General features: G+C 62.0%; 20 protein-coding genes and 1 tRNA gene. 15 read left to right on the top strand and 6 right to left on the bottom strand.

The window, feature by feature from the left end; translation table 11 throughout:
- The first annotated feature begins 41 nt into the window (after positions 1-41).
- Complete coding sequence (locus AC07TV_RS02955) at positions 42-3,173, top strand: PhnD/SsuA/transferrin family substrate-binding protein (protein ID WP_494646908.1); 3,132 nt, start codon at positions 42-44, stop codon at positions 3,171-3,173.
- On the opposite strand, the gene AC07TV_RS02950 is transcribed toward AC07TV_RS02955, so the two are convergent.
- The 4 genes from AC07TV_RS02950 to ftsY all read right to left on the bottom strand — a co-directional run bounded on the left by AC07TV_RS02950 (position 3,158) and on the right by ftsY (position 7,287).
- Positions 3,158-4,684 carry an FAD-dependent oxidoreductase gene (locus AC07TV_RS02950; protein WP_494646907.1) on the bottom strand — a complete coding sequence of 509 codons (1,527 nt, stop codon included), beginning with the start codon at positions 4,682-4,684 and terminating at the stop codon, positions 3,158-3,160. The genes AC07TV_RS02955 and AC07TV_RS02950 overlap by 16 nt on opposite strands.
- 70 nt (positions 4,685-4,754) lie before the next feature.
- Positions 4,755-5,654, bottom strand: a complete 900-nt coding sequence (gene ftsX / locus AC07TV_RS02945; protein ID WP_494646906.1) for a permease-like cell division protein FtsX — start codon at positions 5,652-5,654, stop codon at positions 4,755-4,757.
- Positions 5,651-6,304, bottom strand: a complete 654-nt coding sequence (locus AC07TV_RS02940) for a cell division ATP-binding protein FtsE (RefSeq protein ID WP_494646905.1) — start codon at positions 6,302-6,304, stop codon at positions 5,651-5,653. The genes ftsX and AC07TV_RS02940 overlap by 4 nt, the downstream gene beginning before the upstream one ends.
- A complete protein-coding gene (gene ftsY / locus AC07TV_RS02935) occupies positions 6,301-7,287 on the bottom strand; it encodes a signal recognition particle-docking protein FtsY (protein ID WP_494646904.1) in 987 nt (328 codons plus the stop codon). The genes AC07TV_RS02940 and ftsY overlap by 4 nt, the downstream gene beginning before the upstream one ends.
- A gap of 109 nt (positions 7,288-7,396) precedes the next feature.
- On the opposite strand from ftsY, the gene AC07TV_RS02930 reads away from it, so the two are divergent.
- The 6 genes from AC07TV_RS02930 to AC07TV_RS02905 are packed head-to-tail and all read left to right on the top strand — an operon-like array spanning position 7,397 to position 11,786.
- Positions 7,397-8,755 carry a M16 family metallopeptidase gene (locus AC07TV_RS02930; protein ID WP_494646903.1) on the top strand — a complete coding sequence of 453 codons (1,359 nt, stop codon included), beginning with the start codon at positions 7,397-7,399 and terminating at the stop codon, positions 8,753-8,755.
- A 13-nt stretch (positions 8,756-8,768) separates the two neighbouring features.
- Entirely contained in the window at positions 8,769-9,173 is a 405-nt protein-coding gene (locus AC07TV_RS02925; RefSeq protein ID WP_494646902.1) for a hypothetical protein, read from the top strand.
- Positions 9,170-10,459: a M16 family metallopeptidase gene (locus tag AC07TV_RS02920; protein ID WP_494646901.1), complete on the top strand. Its 1,290-nt coding sequence runs from the start codon at positions 9,170-9,172 to the stop codon at positions 10,457-10,459. The genes AC07TV_RS02925 and AC07TV_RS02920 overlap by 4 nt, the downstream gene beginning before the upstream one ends.
- Positions 10,460-10,462: 3 nt before the next feature.
- Positions 10,463-11,017 (top strand): 16S rRNA (guanine(966)-N(2))-methyltransferase RsmD, encoded by a 555-nt coding sequence (gene rsmD / locus AC07TV_RS02915; RefSeq protein WP_494646900.1) that lies wholly within the window; start codon positions 10,463-10,465, stop codon positions 11,015-11,017.
- The gene (gene coaD / locus AC07TV_RS02910) at positions 11,014-11,508 is read left to right on the top strand and encodes a pantetheine-phosphate adenylyltransferase (protein WP_494646899.1); all 495 of its coding nucleotides are present in this window, start codon (positions 11,014-11,016) and stop codon (positions 11,506-11,508) included. Before rsmD ends, coaD begins: the two co-directional genes overlap by 4 nt.
- Positions 11,509-11,528: 20 nt before the next feature.
- Positions 11,529-11,786, top strand: a complete 258-nt coding sequence (locus tag AC07TV_RS02905; protein WP_494646898.1) for a YfhL family 4Fe-4S dicluster ferredoxin — start codon at positions 11,529-11,531, stop codon at positions 11,784-11,786.
- Positions 11,787-11,902: 116 nt separating this feature from the next.
- Here AC07TV_RS02905 and AC07TV_RS02900 read toward each other — a convergent pair whose 3' ends face one another.
- The gene (locus tag AC07TV_RS02900) at positions 11,903-13,855 is read right to left on the bottom strand and encodes a dynamin family protein (protein ID WP_494646897.1); all 1,953 of its coding nucleotides are present in this window, start codon (positions 13,853-13,855) and stop codon (positions 11,903-11,905) included.
- A 67-nt stretch (positions 13,856-13,922) separates the two neighbouring features.
- On the bottom strand, positions 13,923-14,756 hold the full coding sequence (gene mutM, locus AC07TV_RS02895; RefSeq protein WP_494646896.1) for a bifunctional DNA-formamidopyrimidine glycosylase/DNA-(apurinic or apyrimidinic site) lyase: 834 nt from the start codon (positions 14,754-14,756) through the stop codon (positions 13,923-13,925).
- Between the two features lie 111 nt (positions 14,757-14,867).
- Here mutM and AC07TV_RS02890 point away from each other — a divergent pair, with 111 nt between their 5' ends.
- From AC07TV_RS02890 to ychF, 8 genes are all read left to right on the top strand, one after another.
- Positions 14,868-16,583 (top strand): tetratricopeptide repeat protein, encoded by a 1,716-nt coding sequence (locus AC07TV_RS02890; RefSeq protein ID WP_494646895.1) that lies wholly within the window; start codon positions 14,868-14,870, stop codon positions 16,581-16,583.
- A complete protein-coding gene (gene lolB, locus AC07TV_RS02885) occupies positions 16,580-17,152 on the top strand; it encodes a lipoprotein insertase outer membrane protein LolB (protein WP_494646894.1) in 573 nt (190 codons plus the stop codon). Before AC07TV_RS02890 ends, lolB begins: the two co-directional genes overlap by 4 nt.
- Positions 17,149-17,997 carry a 4-(cytidine 5'-diphospho)-2-C-methyl-D-erythritol kinase gene (gene ispE / locus AC07TV_RS02880; RefSeq protein ID WP_494646893.1) on the top strand — a complete coding sequence of 283 codons (849 nt, stop codon included), beginning with the start codon at positions 17,149-17,151 and terminating at the stop codon, positions 17,995-17,997. Before lolB ends, ispE begins: the two co-directional genes overlap by 4 nt.
- Positions 17,998-18,071: 74 nt before the next feature.
- Positions 18,072-18,148, top strand: a tRNA-Gln gene (locus tag AC07TV_RS02875).
- Positions 18,149-18,239: 91 nt separating this feature from the next.
- Positions 18,240-19,190: a ribose-phosphate pyrophosphokinase gene (locus AC07TV_RS02870; RefSeq protein ID WP_494646892.1), complete on the top strand. Its 951-nt coding sequence runs from the start codon at positions 18,240-18,242 to the stop codon at positions 19,188-19,190.
- A gap of 56 nt (positions 19,191-19,246) precedes the next feature.
- Positions 19,247-19,852: a 50S ribosomal protein L25/general stress protein Ctc gene (locus AC07TV_RS02865; RefSeq protein WP_494646891.1), complete on the top strand. Its 606-nt coding sequence runs from the start codon at positions 19,247-19,249 to the stop codon at positions 19,850-19,852.
- A 69-nt stretch (positions 19,853-19,921) separates the two neighbouring features.
- On the top strand, positions 19,922-20,500 hold the full coding sequence (gene pth, locus AC07TV_RS02860; protein WP_494646890.1) for an aminoacyl-tRNA hydrolase: 579 nt from the start codon (positions 19,922-19,924) through the stop codon (positions 20,498-20,500).
- A gap of 11 nt (positions 20,501-20,511) precedes the next feature.
- Positions 20,512-21,603 (top strand): redox-regulated ATPase YchF, encoded by a 1,092-nt coding sequence (gene ychF, locus AC07TV_RS02855; RefSeq protein WP_494646889.1) that lies wholly within the window; start codon positions 20,512-20,514, stop codon positions 21,601-21,603.
- Positions 21,604-21,607: the final 4 nt, after the last annotated feature.

Genomic DNA, 21,607 nt, shown 5'->3' with positions numbered 1-21,607 from the left:
TATAACAGCACCTTGCAGCGACAATTCCGAGTGGAGTGCTTGTGCGCGATAACTGCTCTGCCCCTGTCAGCCGTCGGCTCTTCAAGGCCATGGTTGCTCTGTGCCTTCTGCTCGGACTGTCGGGAATCAATGCCGACGAACAGCCCCCGGCACAGACCCAGAACGCAACAGCCAGTGCCACGGTCAACACGAAAAAAGCAGCCAGATTCGCCATCCTCGCCGCCCGCCCCAAAGCCGAGACAGATGCGCGCTGGCAACCGCTGATTAACTATCTCAACAGGGCCAATCCAGAGAGACCACTGGAACTCCTTGCCCTGACCTACCCGGAACTCGAATCCGCCATCCGCGACAAGCGGGTCGATTTCGTCCTCACCCAGCCCGGGCACTACATCATGCTGACCCAGCGTGAAGGCTTGCTGTCACCGCTCGCCTCGCTCATTGAAACAGAGGGCGGCAAACCCGTTTCCGGGCTCGGCGGCGTTGTCCTGACCCGGCACGACGAAAAAAACATCCAGAACCTCGCCGACCTCGCCGGAAAACGCATCGCCACGAGTAGCACCGGCTCTCTCGGCAGCTATCAGGCCCAGGCCTACGAGTTGATGCTGCGCGGCATCGACCTGGCCACCGAGGCCACCATCATCGAAACCGGCCAGCCTCAGGACAAGGCCATCCAGCAGCTGCTTGAGGGCCAGGTCGATGCCGCCTTTGTCCGCACCGGCCTGATCGAAGCCATGGCCAGGGAACACAAGCTCGACATCGGTCGCCTGCGGGTCATCAATGCCCGGGACGACGATTTTCCGCTGGCCCATTCGACCCGCCTCTATCCGCAGTGGGCGTTGGCCGCGATGCCGTGGGCTGATCAGAACTTCGCCCGCAAGTTCGCCGCCGACATCCTCACCTTGCCGCATGGCGGCGATGTTGCCCGCGCCGCTGAAATTCAGGGTTTCGCCATTCCCGGTGACTATCGTCCGGTCGAAGAACTGTTGCGGAGTTTGCGCCAGCCTCCCTTTGAAACGGCGCCCAGCGTTACCTTCAACGACATCGTCAAACAATACGGCCTGGTCATTGGCGTTGTTGGCTTGTCCATCGCCGGCGGCCTGATTTTCTTTGTTTTCACGCTGTCCCGCTCCAACCGGCGACTCAAGACCGAGCGCGCCCGGACAGCCCTGGCGATGTCCGAGCTGTCGGCAACCGAAGCGCGGTTTCGCGCCATTTTCGAGAATGTCGACGCCCTTTCCATCCAGGGTTACCTGGCCGATGGCACGGTCGCCTACTGGAACCATGCGTCGCAGTCGCTGTACGGATACAGCCCCCGGGAAGCGATCGGAAAATCGCTGCTTGAGCTGATCATCCCCAGTGCCATGCATGAAGGCGTACGCGGCGCAGTGCAATGGATGTTCGCCAACAAGACCGGCATCCCGGCCGGTCGCCTGACTCTACGCCACAAGGACGGCCACCCGGTCGAGGTCTATTCGAGCCACACCGTCGTTGATACGGCCGACCTCGGCCCGATGATGTTCTGCCTTGACGTCGACCTGCGGGAACTGGCCAGCGCCGAGCAGGCCTTGATGGAGAGCGAAGCCCGGCAACGGATGATTCTGGAAACGCTGGGCGAGGGCGTGTTCGGCACCGACCTTGATGGCGTCTGCTCCTTCATCAATCCGGCCGGCCTTGCCCTGCTCGGTTTCAGCGAAGCGGAGCTCCTGGGCAGAAGCTCTCACAGCCTCTTCCACCACCATCACGCTGACGGCTCGATCTATCCGCTGGCGGAGTGCCCGCTCCGGCTGACCGCGCGCGATGGCAAGACACGCCGGATGGATGATGTTTTCTGGCGCAAGAATGGCGAAATGTTCCCGGTTCGCCTGACCATCACACCGACCCTGCGCGATGGCCAGATCAGCGGGACGGTCGTCTCGTTCTCGGACATCAGCGAAGTCCAGCGCACTGCACAGGAGCTGGAGAAGCACCGCGAAAACCTCGAAGCCGAGGTCAGGCAGCGCACCGCCCAACTCGAAATTGCGCGCCAGGCAGCCGAGGCGGCCAGCCGCTCGAAGAGCGCTTTCCTGGCCAACATGAGCCATGAAATCCGGACGCCGCTCAATGCCGTGCTCGGCATGGTTCACCTGCTGCGTCGCGACAATCCGACGCCGGTCCAGGTCGACCGCCTCGACAAGATCGACGGTGCATCACAGCATTTGCTCGCGGTCATCAACGACATTCTCGACATTTCCAAGATCGAGGCCGGCAAACTGCAGCTTGATGAAACCAAGGTCGACATCGGAAACATCCTCAAGCGCGTCGTTTCCGTACTTGGCGAACGCGCCCGAGAAAAGGACCTGGTCCTGCACACCGAGTCCGATGCTTTCACGCGGACCATGATCGGCGACCCGACCCGCATCATGCAATGCCTGATCAATTACACGGCCAATGCCATCAAGTTTACCGAGCAGGGCAGCGTCACCATCCGGGCACGACGCGTCTCCGAAACGGAGGGCGACATCCTGCTGCACTTTGACGTCGAAGACACCGGAATCGGTATCGCCAGGGAATCGATTCCCCGGCTGTTCGGCATTTTCGAGCAGGCCGACGCGTCGACCACCCGAAAATTCGGTGGTACCGGCCTCGGCCTGGCCATCACCCGGCGCCTTGCCCAGTTGATGGGCGGCGATGTCGGTGTCAGCAGCCAGTCCGGCGGCGGCTCCCGTTTCTGGTTTACCGCCCGCCTAAAATCCGGCGACGAGGGGGTCGATGCCCTCACCTCGACCCACGCCGGCCTTCCTCTGCAGGCTGTTCAGGAAACGCTGGCCGGCCGCCATCTGCTGATCGTCGAGGACGAGCCGATCAACCGCGAAATTGCCCTGGAACTGATCAAGGAATTCGGCACCACGGCCGACACCGCAGAAAACGGTCGTGAAGCACTCGAGTTGCTGGAGAGCGGCAACTACGACCTCATCCTGATGGACATGCAGATGCCGGAAATGGACGGTCTGGAAGCCACCCGCCGCATTCGCGCCGAGCCCAAACACACCCTGCTGCCGATCATCGCGATGACCGCCAACGCCTTTGCCGAGGATCGCGAGCGCTGCATCGAGGCGGGCATGAACGATTTCATCGTCAAACCGGTCGAGCCAAACGACCTCAAGATGCTGCTCCTGCGCTACCTGGCAACCTGACGTCCGAGCACGCGTTCGGCCGCCAGCACGCCCCGATACTGCGCTTCCTCGAACAAGGAAAATCCGGACAGGTCGGCGTGCGCCAGCGTGATGCGCGGGCTTTCAAAATTGGCCATTTTTTCCCGTTGACCGTGGAAGAGACTGCCCGGCACCGGGCGGCGCATGGCGTGACCATTGCGAAAGACGTCGAGACGCGTCGACAGCTTGCGGATGTCGGGATGCACGCGTTCGAGTTCGGCCAGGATGCCCTCCGCCCACGCCTCGCGCGGCGTTTCCATGAGCAATCGGCGCCCCTCGGCCGGCGTCACGTCGTGCAGCGCGCGGTAATAGGTGAACACCGTGCCGTTCAGGCGACGGCGGATCAGTTGATGCGTCGCGCTGACGTAACCGAGGCCAGGGCTGTCGTAAAACACGTTGTCCCATGCCGCCGGCGCGCCGTGCCGCTCTTCCGGCAAATCGCCCAGATGGAGGTTGGCGGTCAGCCACGGAGCGTAATCGCCGGCCAGCGCCGCCGCTTTGAGTTCTCCGGGCATCGCCGGCCAGACGCGCGGCAGAACGAAGGCCGGCGCCGCCCAGATCAGTTGCCGGGCTTCGAAGCGCACGGTTTTTGACCCAAAAAGCACGTCGACCGCAACACTCGATTTTCCTTCCTCGATGCGCCAGACCAGCGCTCCGGTCACGATGCGATCACCGGCCTTTTTGGCCAAACCACGCGCCAGCCAGGCGTTGCCTTCGGGCGCCGTCAGCACCGTATCGCCCGAGGCATTGGCCGCCTCGCCGTTACGGCAGGCGAAATAATGCAGCCCGGCCCAGGCCGAGACCTGATCGAAGGCTGTTCCGTAATCGTCGCGGCAAGCGTAGTTGGCCAGCCACAGTACGGTCGGCGCCGTGAAGCCGTTGTCGCTCAACCAGTGGGCGAAGGAAATCCGGTCGAGGGCGAGCCATTCAGGATCGCGACTCGACAGCGCCATCGGAATGGCAAACAGCCGGCGTCCGTCGCGCCCCTTGGCCCGCTTAAGCTCATCCATCCGTTCATGAAAGCGCTTTTGCTCGGCCAGCTCAGCCGCATCGATGCCACGTTGCGGCAGCAACCCCTCGTCCCACAAGCCATTCCGATAGACCCGCTCCTGCGGCGTCGCACACAAATAACGCTCGTCATAGGTCGGTTTGAGCGCCGTCGGATCGCCCTGCAATACGCCGAGTTCGGCCAGCAATTCGCGCACATGCACAGCCTCCTGGCCCGGCAATGGCAAATAATGCGCGCCCCACGGATAGGCGACGAGCGGCGACTGACCCGCCCGCGAATTGCCGCCGGCTTCGCTTTCCATTTCCAGCACGAGAAAGTCGTCGACCGCAGCATTCGCCAGTTTCCACGCCGCCGAAAGCCCGGAGATGCCGCCTCCGACGATCAGCACACCGGTTTTTCGCGTTTCGGAAGGTTCGGGAAAACCACCGTCGCGCAAACGGTGGCCAAGCGCCTGATTCATGCCAAGCAATTCGCCGGGTGGCAAGGGCGGTTTTCCGGATGGGGCGCAACCGGCAAGGGCGGCTGCCCCCACCGTACAAAGGAATTCCCGCCGGCTAGTCAAACTTCCGCAGCGACAGGCTGACCGACAACTGGGCGCCAAGCCAGCCGAGGAAAGCGCCGAGCGTCGCCAGTCCCAGCGTTTCACCAACGCCCGGCGGACGCAGGCTGAAGTTGCCACCGTAAAGCGCTGCCAGTTCGCCAACCGGCCCACCCAGCAGGCGCAGCGCAGCGAGCACCAGCACGGCAGCGAGCAAGCCGCCGAGCGCCCCCTGCAAGGCACCAAAATAGTAGAAAGGCCGGCGGATGAAGCCGTCCGTCGCACCGATCATGCGCGCCACCTCAATCTCGGCCGACTGCGCCATGACCTGCAGGCGGATGGTGTTGAAAGTCACAGCCACCAGCCCGGCACCAAACAACCCGGCCAGCATCCACAAAGCCAGTTTGCCGAGGCGCAGGAAGGCGTCAAAACGCTTGATCCAGGCCGAATCGAGCTGGACATGGGCAACCTTGGGCCAGCCGGCAATTTCCCTGCGCAGGATTTCCAGCGCCTCCGGCTCGGTGTTGGCCGGTTCGATGATGAAGGCGTCGGGCAGCGGATTGCGCGGCAGGCTGGCGACGATCTCCGCCATGCCTTCGCTGCTCTGCATACGCTTCAGCGCGTCCTCCTTCGGCACGAATTTCCACTTGCCGTTGGGCGCCTGACGCAAGCGACTTTCGATCTCGCCGACGTCCTTCTTGCTCGCCTCAAGGCTCATGAACAGGCTGATCTGCTGGACGCCGGAGGCATTGCGCCCGAGGTCGCGCAGGTTGTCGAGGGCGACGTAGCCGAAGGCCGGCAAGGTCAACGCAATGCCAATGACGATCAGCGACAGCAGCGTGTTGAGCGGTGCCGCCCACAAGCGGCGGAAGGCCGCGGCCAGGGCGGCGCGGTGGTGGATGAGCCAGGACTTCATTCGACCACCCTCCCATGCGCCAGGCGCAGGACATTCGGGTGGTAACGCTCAATCCAGCTCTGGTCGTGGGTGGCGACGACAACCGTGACGCCGACGCGGTGGAAGTCGGCAAAAATGTCGAGGATGGCCATGCCCGATTCGCTATCAAGGTTGCCGGTCGGCTCGTCGGCAATCAGGATGGTTGGCCGGTTGACCACGGCGCGGGCGATGGCCAGCCGTTGCTGTTCGCCACCCGAAAGCGCGATGGGATTGGCCTTTTCGCGCGCCAGCAGGCCGACCTTGTCGAGCGCCGCCTGAGCCCGGCGAATCGCCTCGCGGCGCGGCAGGCCAGCGATTTCCAGCGGCAGCAGCACGTTGCTGAGGGCATTGCGGTCAAACAGCAGCTTCTGATCCTGGAAAACCAGACCGAAATGCCGGCGCACATGCGGAATGACGCTGCGCCCGAGGGCCGACAGGTTCTGGCCGTTGACCACGAGGCTGCCGGAAGTCGGCCGCTCGATGGTCGAGATCAGCTTGACCAGCGTCGTCTTGCCGGCGCCGGAATGGCCGGTAATGAGCACCATCTGCCCGGCCTCAATCGAAAAACTCGCATCCTTGACGGCCTCGAAGCCGCCCGGATAGCGTTTGGTCAAATTGCTCGCTTCGATCATTGCTCGAACATGGCATCCACAAAATCACGGGCCAGGAAGGGACGCAGGTCGTCGATCTGTTCGCCGACACCGATGAAGCGGATCGGCTTCGGACATTGCCGGGCGATGGCCGTAACGACGCCGCCCTTGGCCGTACCGTCGAGCTTGGTCAGGACCAGTCCGGTGACATTGATCGCCTTGTCGAAGGCCTTGACCTGCTGCAGCGCGTTCTGACCGATGTTGGCATCAAGTACGAGCAGGGTTTCGTGCGGGCCTTCCGGGTCGATCTTCTGGATGACGCGGCGGACCTTGGCGATTTCTTCCATGAGGTGCAGCTGGGTCGGCAAACGACCGGCCGTATCGGCCAGAACGATGTCGATGCCGCGCGCCTTGGCGGCCGAAATGGCATCGAAGACCACAGCAGCCGGGTCGCCCTTGTCCTGGGCGATGACCGTCACGTTGTTGCGCTCACCCCAGGTTTCGAGCTGTTCGCGGGCCGCAGCGCGAAAAGTGTCGCCGGCAGCCAGCAGCACACTCTTGCCCTGCATCTGGAAATACTTGGCCAGCTTGCCGATCGAGGTCGTCTTGCCGGCCCCGTTGACGCCGGCAATCATGATCACGAAGGGCTTATGCGTCGAGATGTCGAGCGGCTTTTCGAGCGGCTGCAAGGTTTCGAGCAGGGCGTCGTGCAGCGCCTTCTGGATGGCGTCCGGCGTATCGAGCTTGTCGCGCTTGGCGGCCTTTTTAAGCTCGTCGAGCAAGTGGGTCGTTGCCTCGACACCGCAATCGCTGGTCAGCAACAGGGTTTCGAGTTCTTCGAGCAGTTCGTCGTCGACCTTGCCGCGCGAAAAAATGGTTTTGAGTTTGCCGCCCCACTGGGCGCGGGTCTTGGCCAGACCCTTGAACAGGCGCTCGCGCCACGAAGGGGCGGCGGCTTCGGCCGGGACGTCGGCCTTGGCTTCGGCTTTACTGTCGCTGCCGGATTTTTTCAGGAAACTGAACATGGGGTTGGTGGTCTCAAGCCTTGCTGACAGGCGGGCGGCAAGCCGTTAAGATGCCGTCCGATTCGATGCAAAATCAGCCGCGAATTCTAGCAGAAAGCCCAGCCCCCCCATGCGCCTCAAATACCTGCTCTCCGTTTTGCTTGCTGCCGGGTTATCCACCGCAGCTTTCGCCAACCCCTACGAAACCACGCTCAAGAACGGCCTGCGCGTCATCGTCAAGGAAGACCACCGGGCGCCAACCGCCGTGCAAATGGTCTGGTACCGCATCGGCAGCACCGACGAGGTCGACGGCGCCTCGGGCGTCGCCCACGTCCTCGAACATATGATGTTCAAGGGCACGCCGAATGTCGGCCCCGGCGAGTTCAACAAGCGCGTCGCCGCCGCCGGCGGACGTGACAACGCCTTCACCAGTCGCGATTACACGGCCTACTTCCAGCAGGTGCCGAAGGAAAAGCTGCCCGAGATGATGCAGCTCGAAGCCGACCGCATGCGCCACCTCAACGTGGACGCCAAGGAATTCGCACAGGAAATCAAGGTCGTCATGGAAGAGCGCCGCATGCGCACCGACGACAACCCGCAATCCAAGCTCTTTGAGCAGATGAACGCCGTCGCCTTCCAGGCTCATCCCTACCGCCGGCCGATTATCGGCTGGATGAACGATCTTGAAACGATGACGGCGGCCGACGCCAAGGCCTGGTACGACACCTGGTACGTGCCGAACAACGCCTACGTCATCATCACCGGCGACGTCGATCACAAGGAAGTCTTCGCCCTGGCCGAGAAATACTACGCCCCGCTCGAAGGTCGCCCCCTGCCGGTTCGCCGGCAACAGGTCGAGCCGGCCCAGGAAGGCACACGCAAGGTTACCGTCAAGGCGCCGGCCGAACTGCCGGTGCTGATCATGGGCTACAAGGCGCCGATCCTGCGCGACATCGACAAAGACAGCGATCCTTACGCGCTGGAAATGCTCGCTTCCATCCTCGACGGCCACGACGCCGCCCGTTTCAACAAGAAACTGGTCCGCGAGGACAAGGTTGCGTTGTCGGCCGGCATCGATTACGACGCCACGGCACGCGGCCCCGGAATGCTCTACCTGCACGGCACGCCGTCGGAAGGCAAGACGGTCAGCGATCTCGAAGCCGCCCTGCGCGCCGAAATCGCCCGCGTCCAGAAAGATGGCGTCAGCGAACAGGAACTCAAGCGGGCCAAGGCGCAGTTGATCGCCGGCCAGGTCTACAAGCTCGATTCGATGTTCGGCCAGGCCATGGAAATCGGCCAGATCGAAGCGGTCGGCCTGCCCTACCAGAAGCTCGACCGCATGCTCGACAAGCTGCAGAAGGTGACGGCTGCCGACATTCAGGCCGTCGCCAAAAAGTATTTCAACGACGACGCGCTGACCATCGGCCTGCTCGACCCGCAACCGCTCGACGGCAAGCCGCGCCGTCCGGCCGTTGCCACTCGCCACTGAACCCGGGAAGATCATGGCTTTACCGTGGATGACCATCCTGAGCAATGTGCCGTGGAGCGACGTGCTCGGCAAAGCGCCGATCATCGCCGATGGGGCGAAAAAACTGTGGAAAGGCATGGGCCGCAAGAATGGCGACGGGTCCGTCGTCGACGCTGACCCGGTCGTGCCCCCCGATGCTGATGTCGCGACGCGACTGACCTCCTTGGAAACCGTTCAGCGCAAATTGCGCACCCAGATACTGGCCTCCGGCGAATTGATTCAGGCACTGAGCGAGCAGAACACCCTGTTGGTCGCCCAGATTGACGCCAACCGCCGCCTCGTTCGCTTCCTTGCCTGGGGCCTTGGCGCGACAGCGCTGGTCGCCGGCCTCGCCCTGCTGCTCGCCTGGCAACCGAAACTATTGGAGTTTTTGGCATGAAAAGACTGTTGACCGCAGCAATCGCCCTGCTCATCTCGCAAGTCGCCTTGGCCGGCGTCAAGATCGAGCACTGGGTCTCGCCCTCCGGCGCCCGCGTCTATTTTGTCGAAAGCCGCGTCTTGCCGATGCTCGACGTGCAGGTCGATTTCGCCGCCGGTTCGATGTTCGACCCGACAGGAAAATCCGGCCTTGCCGCGCTGACCCGTGGCGCCCTCGACCTCGGTGCCGGCAAGTTCGATGAAACCGCCATTGCCGAACAGATGGCCGACATCGGCGCCAGCCTGGCCGGCGGTGCCGACACCGACCGCGCCAACGTCTCGCTGCGCACCCTGTCGGCCAAGGACAAGCTGGAGCCGGCGCTGACCATCTTGAAGGCCGTGCTGCACGCTCCGCGCTTCGATGCCGCCATTTTCGACCGTGAAAAGGCGCGCACCATTGCCGGCCTCAAGGAAGCGATGACCCGTCCCGACAGCATCGCCGGCAAGGCCTTCTGGGCCACCATGTACCCGAACCACCCGTACGGCCGCCAGGCCACGCCGGAAAGCGTCGCCGCCCTCAACCGCGACGATCTAGCCGCCTTCCATGCCCGCTACTACAACGCCGCCAACGCCAGCATCACGCTGGTCGGCGACCTTTCCCGTGCCGACGCCGAGAAGATCGCCGAAGCCATCGCCGCCGAACTGCCCAAAGGCAAGGCGGCGACGCTGCCGGATGCGCCCGATTTGCCAAAATGGAGCCATACCAATCTACCCCACCCGGCCAGCCAGGCCCACGTCTATATCGGCCTGCCGGCCATCGAACGCGGCAATCCGGATTTCTTTCCGCTGCTCGTCGGCAACTACACGCTGGGCGGCGGCGGCTTCGTCTCGCGGCTCATGAAGGAAGTCCGCGACAAACGCGGCTACGCCTACAGTGTTTACAGCTATTTCGCCCCGCTCAAGCAGACCGGCCCTTTCCAGATCGGCCTGCAAACCAAGCGCTCACAGGCCAAGGATGCGCTCAAGGTGACGCGTGAAGTGCTCACCGGCTTCCTCAAGGATGGCCCGACCGAGGAAGAGCTGGCGGCTGCCAAGGCCAACCTGACCGGCAGCTTCCCGCTGCGCCTGGACAGCAACAAGAAGATTCTCGACAACGTCGCCAACATCGGCTTTTACGGCTTGCCGCTCGACTACCTCGACCAATACCAAACCAAGGTGCAGGCGGTGACGACCGACGACATCCGCCAGGCTTTTGCCCGCCGCGTCCGGCCGGATAACCTGATCACGGTGACGGTGGCGGCTGACTGAATCTTGAACTCGGTCCGCATCATCGGCGGCGACTATCGCCGCCGCGTCCTGAAGTTTCCTGACAGCGAGGGCCTGCGCCCGACGCCGGACCGCGTGCGCGAAACGCTGTTCAACTGGCTGGGTCAGGAACTGGATGGCCGACACTGCCTCGACCTGTTCGCTGGCAGCGGCGCCCTCGGCTTCGAAGCCGCATCGCGCGGCGCGGCGCGCGTCGTGATGGTCGAACAGGCGCCCAAAGTCCTGGCCGCGTTGCGTGAAAACCACGAAATGCTGCAGAAACCGGCGGCGATGGAGATCGTTCGCGCGGATGCGATACAATATTTGTCCTCGACGACATCAAAATTCGACCTGATCTTCCTCGATCCACCCTACAAAAAAGGCTGGATTTCCCGCCTGGAGCCACTCCTTCCTGGCGTATCGAAAGAAGACACAGTGATCTACGTCGAAGCAGAATCCAACATCGAATCGCTTGGCGATTGGCGTACAGTGCGTCACGGCAGGGCGGGCGAAGTCCATTATCACTTGTTGCGGCGAGACATCGGCGGGAATCCAGCTTGAACAAACTCAATCATCGCGTAGCGATCTACCCGGGCACTTTCGACCCGATTACCCGGGGCCACGAGGATCTCGTCCGTCGCGCCTCAACGTTGTTCGACAAACTGATCCTGGCCATCGCCGAGAGCCCGTCGAAGCAACCACGCTTCCCGCTGGCCGAGCGTGTCGAGATGGCCTCCGAGATTCTTGGCGACCTCAAGAATGTCGAAATCGTCGGCTTCAACTCGCTGCTCATGAACTTCGTGCACGAAAAGGAAGCCAAGGTCGTCGTCCGCGGCCTGCGCGCGGTCTCCGACTTCGAGTACGAATTTCAGATGGCCGGAATGAACCGCAGCGTCTATCCGGAGGTCGAAACAGTGTTTCTGACCCCGGGTGAGCAATACATGTTTATCTCCGCTACCATGGTGCGTGAAATTGCGCGCCTGGGTGGCGATGTCAGCAAATTTGTGCAACCTTGTGTCGAAAAGCGCCTGCGGGCGAAAACCACAGCTTAACCGAGAGAGGAACAACAGCTATGTCTCTGATTATTACCGACGAGTGCATCAACTGCGATGTGTGCGAACCGGAGTGCCCTAACGAGGCGATCTCCCAGGGCGAGGAAATTTACGTCATCGACCCGAACAAGTGCACCGAGTGCGTCGGCCACTACGACGAACCGCAGTGCGTTCAGGTCTGCCCGGTGGATTGCATCCCCAAGGATCCGAACCACGTTGAAACCGAAGAGATGCTGTGGGTGAAATACGAAAAACTGACTGGCAACAAGCGCGCCTGAGTTTTTTTGGCGCCCCATAAAAAACCCGCGAATTTCGCGGGTTTTTTATTTTCAGTTTTGGCCGTTTTTCCCGGTTGACCGTGGGAAGCACCGTCAACCGTCACCCCGGCTGAGGCTTACGCCGCTTCCAGTTGCCGGGATGTGTCGAGCGGCACCAGCATGTCCTGGACGCGGCCGACAATTTCCTCCAGCGCCTCGATCTGTTGCATCAGGTTACTCTCGACGCCATCGAGCTCGATGATCCGGTCTTCCAGCGTATCGGTTGCCTGGTGAATGCGCTTGATGCTTTCGAGGCGACGCTTGAGCTGGATCTGATGCTCGCGAACCTGCGTTTCCATCGGCGCCATGATGGCGCGCAACCAGACCTCGGCATCGCGGTTGGCGTGCTCGAAGGCGCGGCGCACCTGGGTGGCCACCTCCTCGAAGAATTTCTGCGTAATGTTCTTCTTGTCGTGGGTGAGCAGGCTGACCATCGTATTGAGATGGTCGTCGCACCACGCTTGCAGGCGATCGAGTTCCTTCTCGTAGCGGAGTAGCGAGAAAGTCGTCGGCGAGCCGAGTTTGAGGCCATGCTCGATGGCAAATTTCTTGTACACCGACTCCATCATCGCCAGAATTTCGCTGATTTCGCTATTCGACTTGGCCAGCGCATCGCGCGACCCGGCAAAGAAACGGGCCATCGCATCGGACAAGGTCTTGGAAAAAGCCGCGTCGAGCATGGTTTCGCGCGTTTCGTGGGTCAATTGACGCAGAACGTCGAGGCCGAGATGGCTGAACAGGTTATTGGTCAGCGTTGAAAAAACGCTGCGCACGGCATAGTAGCGCTGCAGCCCGGACTCAAATTCGTCCTTTTCCGCCCGCACCTTGCCCATCATGTATTCGACGACGCCCTTGTTCTTGCCGCGCAGCTCGGTCAGTTCGGTCAGTTGCTCGCGCAGGCCAAGCAGGCGCGTGTCCAGCAGGCTGCGTACGCGCTGGCTGACATCGCCGAACTCGCTTTCGGTACTCTCGCAGACGATGTCGCGCTTGGCCGGGATCAGTTCCTCCGAGAGCGCCGCTTCGAGCAGGGGCAGACGACTCTTTTCGAGCAGCTCCTGGTCACCGTTGATCTTGGCGACCAGACCCTTCTGTGCCGAAACGGGGAAAATCTGGCTGACCGGCAAGTCGAGAATGGCCGCACTGCTTTCGGCCTGACGCTGGATTTCGGCGTCGATTTCCTCGGTCGATTTCAATTCATCCCACTGGCCGTCGATCTTGTTGAGGACGACCATGCGGCCACGCTGGGCCATGCCGCCGCCGCAAATGTGCTCGCGCCAGATGGCCAGATCGGATTGCGTAACACCGGTATCGGCCGCCAGAATGAACAGCACGGCATGGGCATTCGGCAGCAGGGACAGGGTCAGCTCCGGCTCGGCACCAATCGCATTGAGGCCCGGCGTATCGAGAATGACCAGCCCCTGCTTGAGCAGCGGATGCGGGAAATTGATCATCGCATGACGCCAGCGCGGCACTTCGACCATCCCGTCCTCACCAATCACATAGAGGTCGATCTGCCCCTGGCCGACTTCAAAACCGAGACGCCCCGCCTCGTCCGGCGTCACCCGAGTCGTTTCGCTGACGTGGCGAAGGGCATCCTGCATGGCTTCCGGAGATTCGGTATCGAGCGAAATTTTCGTCCACTCGTCGGCAAAGCGCTTGTATTCGCTGACACTGGAATTCGAGGCCCGTGTCTGGATCGGCAACAATTCGATGCATGGCAGCTTGTTGCCGTCGAAGAGCAATTCGGTCGGACACATGGTCGTCCGGCCGGCCGACGAGGGCAGCATCCGGTTGCCGTAGTCAGCGAAGAAAATGGCGTTGATCAACTCCGACTTGCCGCGCGAGAACTCGGCGACAAAAGCCACGTTCAAGCGGTCTTCACGCAATCTTTCGAGCAGTTGCGTCAGGCGCAGATCGCTCTGGGCGTCGGAAAGTTCGTTGGTGCTCAGCCAGCCCTGGAGTTCGGCAATGTAAGTAGCCAGGCGAGAACGCCAGGCGGTATAGGCGGCAAATTGGTTGGCGAGCGACATACGGCATCCTTCCCGGGGCAATCGGAAACTTCAATTTAGCATAAATACATAGACTTGCAGAGCCATTTTAATGCTGACAGCCAGCACAGTAGTATGTACTCCGCCCGGCTTGGCGAATTTGTCTAACCATGCCACCGCAGCGCAGACAGGGTTGCCCGGCCCGGTCATAGACGCCAGCCTGGATCTGGAACCAGCCGGCACTGCCGTCGCTGTGCACGTAGTCACGAATGCTGCTGCCGCCAGCCGCAATGGCGTCCGACAGGGTTTCGCGAATGGCCGCCACGAGCACTTCATAGCGCGCCCGGCTGATCCGGTTGGCGGCCCGCAGCGGCGAAATTCCGGCGCGAAACAGGCTCTCCGAGGCATAAATATTGCCGATGCCAACGACCAGATGACTGTCCATCAAGGTCGGTTTGATCGGCCCGCTGCGTTTCGAAATTGACGAAAAAATCCAGTTGACCGTGAAATCGTCCGACAAGGGCTCGATCCCCTGCGTCGCTAGCAAGGGATGCAGCTCAGCTGCCTCGGGTGGCCCCGGCTGCCAGAGGACGACGCCGAAACGACGCGGGTCGGCCAGACGCAAACTCTGCCCGGCCAGCACCAGATCGAAATGATCGTGCTTGGCCGGCGGCTGGTCGCGCGGCACGAAGCGCAGGTTGCCCGACATCCCGAGATGAATGATCAGGGTCCCCGCAACGCCTGGGCGCTGACAATCGACCAACAGGTACTTGCCGCGCCGGCGCACAGCCAGAATACGGCAACCAGGCAACAGTTCGCTCAAGGCCCGCGGAATCTCGTGCCGCAGCTTCGGCGCACGAATAACCACACCTTCGATCAGCGCACCTTCCAGCTCCGGCGCCAATCCACGACGACAAACCTCGACCTCCGGCAATTCCGGCATTGCTTGTTCCTCCGGGCAAACCCAAATAACATCACAAACTTATCGGATTCTATGCGTTCCAATAAGCAATTCTCGCGCGACCATCGCGCAAACCTCGATCGAAAGCCGTCCATGCAACTGAAGCGAATCGCTGCCGCCCTCACCCTCGCCCTGGGTCTGACCCATGGCGGATACAGTCTGGCCGCCGGCGAAGCCACTGCCAAACCAGCCGGCAAGCGTGTAAACACCCAAGCTGCCTCCGAAGACCTGCTCGCCCGCACCGTTTTCCAGGCGCTGGTTGGCGAATTCGCCTTGCAGCGTGGCGATACAAAGCTCGGCTCCGACGCATGGGCCGATCTTGCCCAGCGCACCCGTGACCCGAAAGTCGTCGCCCGGGCCACCGAAGTTGCCGGCTTCGCCCGTCAGTTCGACCGCGCCCTCGAACTTTCCAGACTATGGCTGGAAGTCGAACCCGATTCCGCAAAAGCCAGGCAATCCCAGTCCACGCTGTTGATTCTCTCCAACCGCCTCGACGAACTCGCGCCGCAACTGGTGACCCTGCTCGAACAGGACAAGGCCAATCTCGGCAACAACCTGATGCACCTCAACCGCATGCTCGCCCGGCACGAGGACAAGAAAGCCGTTCAGTCCCTGGTCGACCGCGTTGCCGCCCCCTACGACGACCTGCCCGAAGCCCATTTTGCCATGGCCCAAGCGGCTGCCAACGCCAACGACAACCTGCGCGCCCTCAACGAAACCGAGAAGACCCTGCAGCTTCGTCCCGACTGGGAAAGCGCCGCCCTGGCCCGCGCCCAATTGCAGACCCGCCTATCTGCCCAGACCGCCATCGACAGCCTGAGCACTTTCGTCGGCGCCAACCCGAACGCCCGTGACGCTCGTCTGGCGCTGGCCCGCCTGCTCATCACCGAAAAACGCTACGACGAGGCACGCCGTCATTTCGACCGCCTGATCAAGGACAACCCGGACAACCCGGACGTCATCTACCCGGTGGCCATGCTCGCCCTGCAGCAAGGCGACATGACGACCGGACGCAGCCAGCTCGAACATCTGCTGACCACCGATTTCGCCGACAAGAGCACCATCCACTTCTTCCTCGGCCAACTCGATCAGGAACAAAAGAAACCGGAAGCGGCCGCCGAGCATTACCGTCAGGTCACCGCCGGCCAGCAATACATCGCTGCCCGCTCCCGGCTGGCCCAAATCCTCCTGCAACAAGGCAAGCCCAATGAAGCCCGCGAACTGCTGCACAACACGCGCGGCGGCACGGCGGACGAACGGACCCAGCTGATCCTCGCCGAATCGCAGATTCTGCGCGAAGCCGGCCGCCACAACGACGCCTACATTGTTCTCGACCTTGCGTTGACAGCCCAGCCGGACAACCCCGAACTGCTCTACGAAGCGGCGCTGACCGCCGAGCGCATCGGCAAACCGGAAATTCTTGAAATTCACATCAAGCACCTGCTCAGCATCAAACCGGACCATGCCCACGCCCTGAACGCGCTCGGCTACTCCCTGGCCGAACGCAACACCCGGCTACCGGAAGCCTTCGACCTGATTGCCAAAGCGCTCAGCCTGACGCCGGAAGACCCCTTCATCATGGACAGCATGGGCTGGGTGCTCTACCGCCAGGGCAAGCTGGCGGAATCCCTGAAAACACTGGAAAACGCCTATCGCATCAAGGCCGACCCGGAAATCGCCGCGCATCTTGGCGAAGTGCTGTGGACAATGAATCGCAAGGACGACGCCCGCCGCATCCTCAATGATGCCCTCAAGGCGCATCCGGAAAACGAAGTCCTGACCGGCATCATCAAGAAACTCCTGCCTTGAAATCGGGTTTCCTCCTGCTGCTCGCGACCAGCCTGCTGGCCGCCTGCACCAGTGTGCCGCCGGCGCCACTGGCCGCCCGTGACAACATCCGCAACTTCACACTGGAAGGCCGCTTCGCGCTGCGTATCACGCTGCCCGGCCAGGCCGTCCAAAACTCGGGCGGCCGCCTGACCTGGACGCACCAGAACCGCAGCGACCGCGTGCTGCTCTCCAGCCCGCTCGGCTACGGACTGGCCGAAATCGAAACGACACCAGAAATTTCCCGCCTGCGCACGGCCGAAGGCAAGACCCGCGAATCAACTGACCCCGATGCCTTGATCGAAGATGTCACCGGCCAGCGTCTGCCGGTCAGCCGCATGCCCGCCTGGCTGCTCGGCCGCTCCGGCGACAACGCCCGCATCGAGTCAGACGCCCAAGGTCGACCAGCCAGGCTGAACGAAGACGGCTGGCAAGTCGACTACGCCTTTGAAGACGACAATCCAGACGCCCTGCCCAGCCGCCTGACCCTGTCGCGCAACGGCGAAATAGAACTGCGCCTGCGCATCGAGGAATGGAAGGACGCCCCATGAGCGAGTGGACCTGGGCCAGCGCCTGGCCCGCCCCGGCCAAGCTCAATCTGTTCCTGCACGTTGTCGGCCGGCGGGCCGACGGTTACCACCTGCTGCAAACCGTGTTTCGCTTCATCGACCGCGCCGACACGCTACGTTTCGCACCGCGCGACGCTGGTGAAATCGTTCTCGCCACGCCCATTCCCGGCGTTCCGGCCGACAGTGACCTGACCGTCCGTGCTGCCCGCCTGCTACAGGAGGCGACGGGGTGCCGGCAAGGCGCGACAATCCATCTCAACAAGCGATTGCCAATGGGTGGCGGCCTCGGCGGCGGCTCATCCGATGCCGCCACCGTACTCCTCGGACTCAACCATCTGTGGCAAACCGGCCTCAGCCGACCAGCGCTGGAGAAAATCGGTCTCGCCCTCGGCGCCGACGTCCCAGTCTTCGTGCATGGTCGCAACACCTTTGCCGAAGGCGTTGGCGAGGCCTTTACCGACGTCGATCTGCCGCCGGAAAGCTACCTGGTTCTGCATCCTGCGGTCCACGTCCCGACTGCGGCCATTTTCAGCGCCCCCGAACTGAAGCGCGACACCGCGGCCATTCGCCCGACAGACTGGCAGCACGGGCAAGGCCACAACGATCTCGAAGCGGTCGCCAGTGCCAAATTCCCGGCCGTCGCCGAACATCTCGCCTGGCTCAAGGGCCGTGCCCCCCACGCCATGATGACCGGCTCCGGCGCCTGCGTTTTTGCCGGTTTCCCCCGACGCAGCGAGGCCGAAGCCCTTCTCGCCTGCCTTCCGGCCGGCATGCGGGGCTGGATCGCCGATGGCCTGACTGAACACCCGCTGGCAAAAATTCGCTAAAGGGCTGGATTTCCACAAAGAGCTACTGTATTATTCGCGCCTCGCTCGGACGCGAACCCGTTCGAGCAACCCGCTGGGGAGTCGCCAAGTTGGTCAAGGCACCGGATTTTGATTCCGGCATTCGAAGGTTCGAATCCTTCTTCCCCAGCCAAATTTCCTTCGGGCAGGTCACAAGCCTGCCCGATTTTCATTGTGGCGGGCAAATGCACGTAAGCATGCAGAAGGTCCGGAGGAATGTGGGAATGGCCTACAACAGCTTGATGGTCTTCACTGGCAACGCCAATCCAAAACTGGCCGCAGCCGTCGCCAACGAACTCAACGTCGACCTTGGCCGCGCCAATGTCGGGCGCTTCTCCGACGGCGAAGTCAGCGTCGAGTTGCAGGAACACGTTCGCGGTCGCGACATCTTCGTGCTGCAATCAACCTGCGCCCCCTGCAACGACAACCTGATGGAACTGCTGGTCATCGTCGATTCGCTGAAACGCGCTTCGGCCGGCCGCATCACCGCCACCATCCCGTACTTCGGCTACGCCCGCCAGGATCGCCGCTCGCGCTCCTCACGCGTGCCGATCGCCGCCAAGCTGGTCGCCAACATGCTCGTCGCCTCCGGCGTCGATCGCGTACTGACCATGGACCTGCACGCCGAACAGATTCAGGGCTTCTTCGACATTCCGGTCGATAACATCTACGCCCTGCCCATCCTGCTCGACGATATCCGCAAGCAGCATTATGAAAACCCGCTGGTCGTTTCCCCCGACCACGGTGGCGTCGTCCGCGCCCGCTCCCTGGCCAAGCGCCTTGAATGCGACCTGGCGATCATCGACAAGCGCCGTCCGAAGGCCAACGTTTCCGAAGTGATGAACATCATCGGTGAAGTAGACGGCCGCACCTGCATCATCATGGACGACATGGTCGACACCGCCGGCACCCTGTGCAAGGCGGCCACCGCACTCAAGGCCAATGGCGCCAAGAAGGTCGTTGCCTACTGTACCCACCCGGTGCTGTCCGGCCCGGCAATCGAGCGGGTCAATGACTCCGACCTCGACGCTCTGGTTGTCACCGATACCATTCCGTTGCGCGACGATGCCGCAGCCTGCCCGCGCATCCGCCAGCTTTCCGTGGCCGAGATCATGGCCGAAACCATTCGCCGGATCAGCAACGACGACTCCGTCTCGTCGCTGTTCATCGATTAAGTTTTTTTAACCTTCCCGTTCTGGTCGCGGACCGGGAAAACTATTGGAGTATCACCATGCAATTTGAACTTATCGCCCAAGCGCGTACGCTGCAGGGAACGGGTGCGAGCCGCCGCCTGCGTCGCGCTGGCACCGTCCCGGGTATTGTTTACGGTGGCGAAGCCACCCCGCAAGCCATCGAAGTCGTCCATAACGACCTGCTGCTCAAGCTGAAGAAGGAAGCTTTCCATTCTTCCGTCATCAACCTCGTCGTTGATGGCAAAAAAGAGCAGGTTCTGCTGCGCGATTACCAGATGCACGCCTACCGTCCGCTGGTTCTGCACATCGACTTCCAGCGCGTTGATGCCACGCACGAACTGCACATCAAGGTGCCGCTGCACTTCACCAACGAAGAAGTTGGCCCAGGTGTCAAGCTCAACGGCGGCCTGGTCAACCACGTCATCACCGAAGTCGACGTGCATTGCCTGGCCAAGGATCTGCCTGAGTTCGTCGAAGTCGACCTGTCCGCCCTGAATGTCGGCGACAGCATCCACCTCTCCCAGCTCAAGCTGCCGAACGGCGTCAAGCTGGTTGCCCACGCTACTGACGACGTCGTCGTCGGTATCGTTGCCGGCAAGGTTGGCGCTACCGATGCGGCTGAAGGCGAAGCTGCTGCCGCGTAATTTCGGCATCATGCAGTAATGGCCGCCGCTGGCATCATGCCGCCGGCGGCTTTTTCGCACTTATAGCCCATGAACCCACCCCGCCTGATCGTTGGCCTCGGCAACCCCGGCCCGGAATACGAAGCGACCCGACACAACGTCGGCTTCTGGTTTGTCGACCATCTGGCCGACAAGCTGAAGGTGTCGCTCACCCCGCAAGCCAAGTTCTATGGCAAGGCGGGACGCGTCGGCGAAACCTGGCTGCTGCAACCGAGCACCTTCATGAACCGTTCCGGTCAGTCGGTGGCTGCGCTGGCCAATTTCTACAAGATTCCGCCGGAAGAGATTCTCGTCATCCACGACGAACTCGACCTGCCGCCCGGTGGCATCCGCCTCAAGCAGGGTGGCGGCAACGGCGGCCACAATGGTCTGAAGGATATCCAGGCCAGGCTCGGCACGCCGGATTTCTGGCGCCTGCGCCTCGGCATCGGCCACCCGCGCACACTTGGTTTGTCGCAGGAGGTGGTTGATTTCGTGCTGCACCAGCCGCGCAAGGAAGAACTGCCGGATATCGAACATGCCCTCGCCCGCTGCCTGCTGGCCTGGCCCAAACTCGCCGCCGGAGACTTTGCCGGCGCTCAACAACAGTTGCACGGCAAAGCCGTCTAAGGAAAAAACCCATGTCCCTCAAATGCGGCATCGTCGGCCTGCCCAACGTCGGCAAATCCACCCTCTTCAACGCCCTGACCAAGTCGGGCATCGCGGCGGAAAACTACCCCTTCTGCACCATTGAGCCGAATGTCGGCATCGTTGAAGTGCCGGACAAGCGCATGGCTCAATTGGCCGCGATCGTCAAACCGCAACGCATGCAGTACGCCATCGTCGAATTCGTCGATATCGCCGGCCTGGTCGCCGGGGCCTCCAAGGGTGAAGGCCTGGGCAACCAGTTCCTCGCCAACATCCGCGAAACCGATGCCGTCGTGCACGTCGTGCGCTGCTTTGCCGACGACAACGTGATCCACGTCTCCGGCGGCGTCGATCCTATCCGCGACATCGAAGTCATCGATACCGAACTGGCGCTGGCCGACATGGCCACCGTCGAAAAGGCGCTTAATCGCTACCGCCGCCCGGCCAGTTCCGGCGACAAGGAAGCCAAGATTCTGGTGGCCGTACTGGAAAAATGCTTTGCCCAGCTCGACCAGGCCAAGGCCGTGCGTGGCCTCGACTTTTCCAAGGAGGAGCTGGCACTGCTCAAGCCTTTCTGCCTGATCACTGCCAAGCCGGTACTCTATGTCGCCAACGTGGCCGAGAACGGCTTCGAGAACAATCCGCTGCTCGACGCCGTGCGCGCCCATGCCGCTGCCGAGAAGGCGGAAGTCGTTTCCGTCTGTGCCGCCATCGAAGCTGAAATTGCCGACCTCGACGACGAGGAAAAACAGATGTTCCTGGCCGATCTCGGCCTTGAAGAACCCGGCCTCGACCGCCTGATCCACGCCGGCTACAAGCTGCTTGGTCTGGCCACCTACTTCACCGCCGGCGTCAAGGAAGTACGCGCCTGGACCATCCACCAGGGCGACACCGCACCGCAGGCGGCAGGCGTCATCCACACTGACTTCGAGCGCGGCTTCATCCGTGCCCAGACCATCGCCTTTGACGATTTCATTGCCTACAAGGGTGAAGCCGGCGCAAAGGAAGCAGGCAAGATGCGGGCCGAAGGGAAGGAATACATCGTCAAGGATGGCGATGTACTGAATTTCCTGTTTAACGTCTGACGAG

It is taken from the genome of Azonexus sp. GW821-FHT04F04 (assembly GCF_059420025.1).
This window is presented reverse-complemented; position numbering and strand designations above follow the sequence as displayed.